The 633-nt window shown below is 76.9% G+C and carries 1 protein-coding gene; it reads right to left on the reverse strand.

The features are described 5' to 3' along the window. Positions 1 to 633: ADP-ribosylglycohydrolase family protein (locus ABD317_RS37550; protein WP_425582543.1), on the reverse strand; the 633-nt coding region annotated here is incomplete at both ends.

Genomic DNA, 633 nt, shown 5'->3' on the forward strand with positions numbered 1-633 from the left:
GGGTGAGCACGGCGTCGCGGTGCGCGGCGACGGCGGCGCCGGCCGGGTCCCCGGGGTGCGTCCAGCCGTGTACGTCGGCGCGGATCTGGGCGCCGATCCACTCCCGGAAGGGGTTGCGGTACGAGCCGGTGTGCGGCGGTTCGACGCCGTCGAGCAGGTTGCGGTACGCGACCCGCTCGGCGGTGAACGTACGGCCCGCGGGCAGTTCGTCGAGCCAGAGCCGGCCGACGTCGGCGGTGGTGAAGGCGTGGCCGTGGCGGTCGAGGAGGAGCAGGCCGATCAGGGGGTAGTTGAGGTCGTCGTCCTCGGGCGCGCCGTCGAGGGTCTCGGCCAGGGAGGTGGCGGCGCTGCGGCGGTTCCAGGGGTGCGCGGCGGCGGTCGCGGGGTCGAGCCCGGCGGCGGTGAACCAGGTGTGCACCGGCCAGTTGCCGGTGGCGCGGGCGATGGCCCGGATGCCCGTCAGGGTCACCTTCTCGACCGGCTTGCCGAGTACGCACCCGGCGGCGCGCCCGAGCCACCCGGCGTGCAGCCGGGTGCGCAGGCCGTCGCGGGCCCCGGCCGCGCCCCGCGGCGCCGCGCCACCGGCAACTGGCCGGTGCACACCTGGTTCACCGCCGCCGGGTGCGTACTCGT

It is taken from the genome of Streptomyces synnematoformans (assembly GCF_039531005.1).
In the GTDB taxonomy this organism is placed as follows: Bacteria; Actinomycetota; Actinomycetes; order Streptomycetales; family Streptomycetaceae; genus Streptomyces; species Streptomyces synnematoformans.